6 protein-coding genes are annotated in these 5,124 nt (G+C 31.9%); all 6 read left to right on the forward strand.

Going from position 1 to position 5,124, the window contains the following annotated elements; all coding sequences use genetic code 11:
* Positions 1–624: 624 nt before the first annotated feature.
* The 6 genes from M2475_RS11170 to M2475_RS11195 all read left to right on the forward strand — a co-directional run bounded on the left by M2475_RS11170 (position 625) and on the right by M2475_RS11195 (position 5,025).
* A complete protein-coding gene (locus M2475_RS11170; protein ID WP_277491597.1) occupies positions 625–1,137 on the forward strand; it encodes a hypothetical protein in 513 nt (170 codons plus the stop codon).
* Positions 1,138–1,532: 395 nt separating this feature from the next.
* Positions 1,533–2,264 (forward strand): SIS domain-containing protein, encoded by a 732-nt coding sequence (locus tag M2475_RS11175; protein ID WP_277491599.1) that lies wholly within the window; start codon positions 1,533–1,535, stop codon positions 2,262–2,264.
* An 8-nt stretch (positions 2,265–2,272) separates the two neighbouring features.
* On the forward strand, positions 2,273–2,974 hold the full coding sequence (locus M2475_RS11180; RefSeq protein ID WP_277491601.1) for an N-acetylmannosamine-6-phosphate 2-epimerase: 702 nt from the start codon (positions 2,273–2,275) through the stop codon (positions 2,972–2,974).
* 4 nt (positions 2,975–2,978) lie between these two features.
* Positions 2,979–4,145: a PatB family C-S lyase gene (locus M2475_RS11185; protein WP_277491603.1), complete on the forward strand. Its 1,167-nt coding sequence runs from the start codon at positions 2,979–2,981 to the stop codon at positions 4,143–4,145.
* On the forward strand, positions 4,142–4,537 hold the full coding sequence (locus M2475_RS11190; RefSeq protein ID WP_277491605.1) for a PTS fructose transporter subunit IIA: 396 nt from the start codon (positions 4,142–4,144) through the stop codon (positions 4,535–4,537). The genes M2475_RS11185 and M2475_RS11190 overlap by 4 nt, the downstream gene beginning before the upstream one ends.
* An 11-nt stretch (positions 4,538–4,548) precedes the next feature.
* Positions 4,549–5,025: a PTS sugar transporter subunit IIB gene (locus tag M2475_RS11195; protein WP_277491606.1), complete on the forward strand. Its 477-nt coding sequence runs from the start codon at positions 4,549–4,551 to the stop codon at positions 5,023–5,025.
* Positions 5,026–5,124: the final 99 nt, after the last annotated feature.

Here is a 5,124-nt window from a genome sequence, read left to right on the forward strand (position 1 = left end):
CATTTTTAATACCTGCCTTTATTCCTGTATTGTATCAATCATTCTTACATTATTTTTGTACCATTAGGTATTCTTTGGTTGAATTAAGCGTAAAAAAAATGATAGACAATTTATATTCAAAAAATGTCAAACAAGCATTAATTGATATATCAAATTGTTATGTAAGCAAATGGATTACTATAAACTATTATTGTAAATAATTCTGGCTCTTCATGGGGAGTAAGCCTTGTGCATGCAGAAATAGAAAAAATATATTTTCAAAATATATATTGTGAAATTAATATAAGTGAACAAGGAATACTATTTTTGGAGAAATATGAATAGTATAAAATTAGATATTCTCCACATTTAATCGTAATAATTTTTTCAATTTTCTTGCTGTATTTTGTAATTTTAAATATTATATAAAATTACAAAGTATGGAGTAATTTCTATATAGGAATGCCTCTTTTTTTCGTGTCCTAAAAATTAATTATATTTGTTAAATAAGGATAATAAAAAGTTAATTAGGTTAAAAAGTTTAAAACGTTTTAAAAAGTTCTTACAAATAAGCGGATGAAAATAAAGTCTAAACAATAATTAAATTGTAAGTGTAGAATAATATAGTTTATGAAAGGGTAGTGTATGAAGAAAAAAAATATTGTGGCTTTGATTGTTATAATTGTTAGTGCAATCACTTTAATTATCGAGATAACAAATAAAAGTGAATCAGATATTCTTATTGATAAATTTAATGATGTGGATTTAAATGGTTTTACTCCTTGTTATAAAACAACTCATCTCAAAATAGAAAACAACAATTTAACCGTTGCTGTTATAGAAGATGTTGATGGAAGATATTATTTGTTTTCATTAACTGTATTGAAAAAGGGTGAAGGTTATTCGTATTTCTGTTCGCCGTTGATAGGGGATGAAAAAGATCTTTTTTACTTGAGTGCTTCAACAAATGAGAAAGAAAGAAGATATTTTGGATTGTATCCAGAGCATGTTGAAGTGACTTATAATGGGAAATTAGATTTTTTAGAGTATAAAACAATTACACTTGAAATAAATGGAGTAAATTATGATTATACAATTTGGAATATGGAATTATCTAAAAACCAGAAATTTGATCATACATTATTTAGTTTAGAGTAAATATGAGTTAAGTAATAATAGATAAAATAAGAAAACTATTTAATCTATTTTTAGCTTTGTTGTAAATAAGTTTGTTTAATAGTTAGATATAAAGAAAATGTTGTGGGGTAAAGATACACTCGAAATATTAAAAGAGAGATATTTATAAACATATTAAATAAACTCAACTACGAGTTAATTAGGTTTACAGTTTAATATTATTAAAAACTAAAAAATACGTTATGAGACATTAAGTAATCATAGCGTATTTTTATATTCAGCTGCTTTTTTAGATCAGAAGTTTTTTAATTGATCTTTAGATGGGAAGAAAATCTTTATAAATATATTGACATGTATATACATGTAGTATAGAATTACGTTATAAACTTGTATATACATGTTGTAAAGGAGAATATATGGAAAATACAGTGAGTAAAGTATTTGATTGTGGATATCGAGTTTTGGATAAGATTCAAAAGACACAATCGGTGGCAATTGCTCAAGCAGGGGAATTGGTTGCCAAGGCACATGTGAATGGTCAGAAGTTTTTTGTGAGTGGTAGTGGGCATTCGCATACGGTAGCAGAGGAGTTTTATGGAAGAGCTGGAGGTTTGGCGTTTGTTGTGCCAATTATGACAACGGAATTGACATTAAATGAGCATCCTACAAAGAGTTCTTACATTGAGAGGTTATCAGGGTATGCTGAAATCTTGGCTACGCTTTATGGAATAGCGAAAGATGATGTTGTGTTGATTGCTTCTAACTCGGGTAGAAATGCATATCCTATTGAGTTGGCGTTAGCTGCGAAAGAGCGTGGTGCAAAAGTAATTGCTATTACGAGTGTTCATCACTCTACCAATACGACATCAAGGCATGAAAGTGGAAAGAAGTTAATGGATATTGCTGATATCGTAATTGATAATTGTGGTGAAGAGGGAGATAGTGCATTATCGTTAGATGGATTATCTACTAAGGTGTGTCCTACTTCTTCAATGGCAAATGCATTTATTGCACAAGGGATCAGTGTGAGTTGTGCACAAGCGATGTTGTACTTAGGTGAGAAACCACCAATCTTCATAAGTTTAAATTCGGATGGAAATGAAAGTGTGAATGAAGTGTATTTTAAAAAATATACACGGTTATATTAGAAGTGTTTATGAAAGCGAAGATTTTAGATAGATTACGAGGGAAACTTATTGTTTCCTGTCAAGCATATGAAGAGAATCCATTTTATGGTGCAGAGAATATGGTGAAGATGGCACAAAGTGCAAAGCTGGGTGGAGCTGAAGTATTGCGCATTTGTTGGCCGGAACAAGTGAAAGCAGTAAAAGCAAAAATGGATATTATGATTGTTGGAATTAATAAGCAATTTCATGAAGGAATGAATATTCTTGATGATGTCTTTATAACCCCAACCTATAAATCAGCAGTATCACTTATTGAGGCTGGCTGTGAGATTGTTGCAATGGATGGAACGTTACGAAAAAGAACGTATGAAGATTTAGCTGAGATAGTGAAAAACATCAAACAAGCATACCCACAAGTGGTATTAATGGCAGATATCTCAACGCTTCAAGAGGGAATTCAATGTGAAGCGATGGGGTTTGATATTTTATCAACTACGTTATCTGGATATACACGAGCAACAAAAACAAATAGTGAACAACCAGATTATGATTTAATTAAGCAATTAAAAAAGCACACCAAATGTCTAATCAATGCAGAAGGACGAATTTGGAGTGTTGAACAACTACAAAAAGTAATGGCGATGGAACCAGATTGTGTAACGATAGGTTCAGCTATTACAAATCCAATGAAAATTAGTGAACACTTTATGAAAACATGGAAAGGATTATAAAGCTATGGACTTTGATAAGCGAGTGAATCGAGATTACACAGAAGCTACAAAATGGGAAAAGTATCGAAATGTGATTCAAGACAAAGAGCAAATACCAATGTGGATAGCAGATATGGATCTAGCGTGTAGTGAAGCGATTCAAGATGCATTGCTAAAGCGAGCAAAGCATCCTATTTATGGATATAGTGATCGTGATGTTAGCTATTTAGAATTGTTTGCGAAACGCTTTAATGATATGCACAACTACCAAGTAACAGCAGACAATATCGTTTTGAGTACAGGGGTTATCTATGCCATTACTTGTGCATTACGTCTCTTTAGTAAGCAAGGTGATCATGTTGTAATCCTATCACCATCGTATGCACCTTTTACAAAATTAATTGAGCATTGTAAGCGTAAGGTAGTACGAAGTGAAATGGTAAAAGGGGATGAACGATATGAAATTGACTTTGATGATTTAGATGCAAAGTTAGCAGATGCAAAAGTCCTATTATTGTGTAATCCACACAATCCTACAGGACGTGTATTTGACCATAAAGAAGTAACCCAGATGGCGAAGCTTTGTGAAAAGCACAATATCGTAATTATCAGTGATGAGATTCATGCCGATATTACGTATGATCATCATGATTTTGTACCCATCATGAATGTTAGTGAATATACCAAAGCACATACGATTGCTTGTGTATCGCCAACCAAAACATTCAATATGGCTGGCTTGAAGATATCAGGAGTAATTATTAAAAATCGCAGTTGGTATAAAACGTTTCAAAAAGAAGCAGCGATGATTGGAATTAGCAGTATCAATGTCTTTGCAATGCAAGCAATCAAAGCAGCATACTTACAAAGTGATGAGTGGGAAAAAGAGAATCGTGCGTATTTAAAAGCAAATCGCAATCGTATTAAGGAATATTTTGCTAGTTGTATTCCAGATATTCAAAGTTATCAACCAGAGGGTACATACTTTTATTGGATTGATTTAAGTAACTATCAAGAAAGTGATAAACTGCTTGAAAAGTTTCTAGATCATGGGTTGATTTTATCAGGTGGATTAGAATTTTCACCTTTGAGTAAAAATTTTGTTCGATTGAATTTTGCGTGTTCAAAAGAACAACTAGAGTGTTGTTTAGAAGTTATGAAAGAAGTATTAACAGGGGAGAAATTAAAATGATTTTAGGAATTATTATCACACATGCAGATTTTGCAAGTGGATTAAAAAATGCTGTTGAAATGATTAGCGGAAAGCAAGAGAAGTTAGTTGCTATTAAATTGCTAGAAGGAGAGGGACTACCTGATGTAGTTACTCGAATCAAAACAGTAAAGAAAGAATTGGAAGTTGATGAAGCAGTCTTATTTGTAGATATGTTTGGTGCTACACCATTTAATTCTGCAAGTGTTGTTTGTGCAGAAAGTGATGATCCAGTAGTTGCGGGTGTTAATTTACCATTGTTGTTAACGTTTGTTTTAAATCGTGAACACATGACGAAAGAAGAATTATTGGTTAGCTTAGAAACAACTCACCAAGAAGATTTTAAAATAATTAGAAAAACAGATTTGATATAAGGAGATAAATTATGGGAATAGATTTATTACGATGTGATGATCGATTAATTCATGGACAATGTATTGTGCGCGTAATTAGTGATGGAAATATTGATCATATTATTTTAGTTGATGATTTTACAGCTACTTCACCAGTGATGGCAAACATTTATAAGATGTCAGTACCACCAACGGTAACAATCGATTTATTAACTTGTGAAGCAGCGAATGAAAAGATTGAAGAATATGCCAACAAGGATGCGAAAACATTGGTATTGGTAAAAGATCCATGTGTTGCACTAGCATTACAAGAAAAAACGGATTGTTTACCAAAAGAGTTAAACATAGGACCAATGAGTAATCGTAACGATACAAAGAAATTTACATTTTATGCATACTTGTTGGAAAATGAAGTACAAGCATGTGATGCATTAACAGAAAAGGGAATTCGTGTGTATTTTAGGCAAGTTCCAGATGAAAAAGAAATTGAATGGGTAGATGTTAGGTAAGAAAAGACAAACTATAATATGTCAAATAAAGAATGATATAGGCATATAAATAGGTGATTGTCTTGATTTAGAGGTGAAACCTCTATAAAAACTTCACCT

Source organism: Breznakia sp. PF5-3, assembly GCF_029504745.1.
Lineage (GTDB): Bacteria > Bacillota_I > Bacilli_A > Erysipelotrichales > Erysipelotrichaceae > Breznakia.

What these genes read in the sequence shown, in the direction of transcription:
- M2475_RS11170 (WP_277491597.1), top strand. Translation starts at nt 625, where the DNA reads ATGAAGAAAAAAAATATTGTGGCTTTGATTGTTATAATTGTTAGTGCA.
- M2475_RS11175 (WP_277491599.1), top strand. Translation starts at nt 1,533, where the DNA reads ATGGAAAATACAGTGAGTAAAGTATTTGATTGTGGATATCGAGTTTTG.
- M2475_RS11180 (WP_277491601.1), top strand. Translation starts at nt 2,273, where the DNA reads ATGAAAGCGAAGATTTTAGATAGATTACGAGGGAAACTTATTGTTTCC.
- M2475_RS11185 (WP_277491603.1), top strand. Translation starts at nt 2,979, where the DNA reads ATGGACTTTGATAAGCGAGTGAATCGAGATTACACAGAAGCTACAAAA.
- M2475_RS11190 (WP_277491605.1), top strand. Translation starts at nt 4,142, where the DNA reads ATGATTTTAGGAATTATTATCACACATGCAGATTTTGCAAGTGGATTA.
- M2475_RS11195 (WP_277491606.1), top strand. Translation starts at nt 4,549, where the DNA reads ATGGGAATAGATTTATTACGATGTGATGATCGATTAATTCATGGACAA.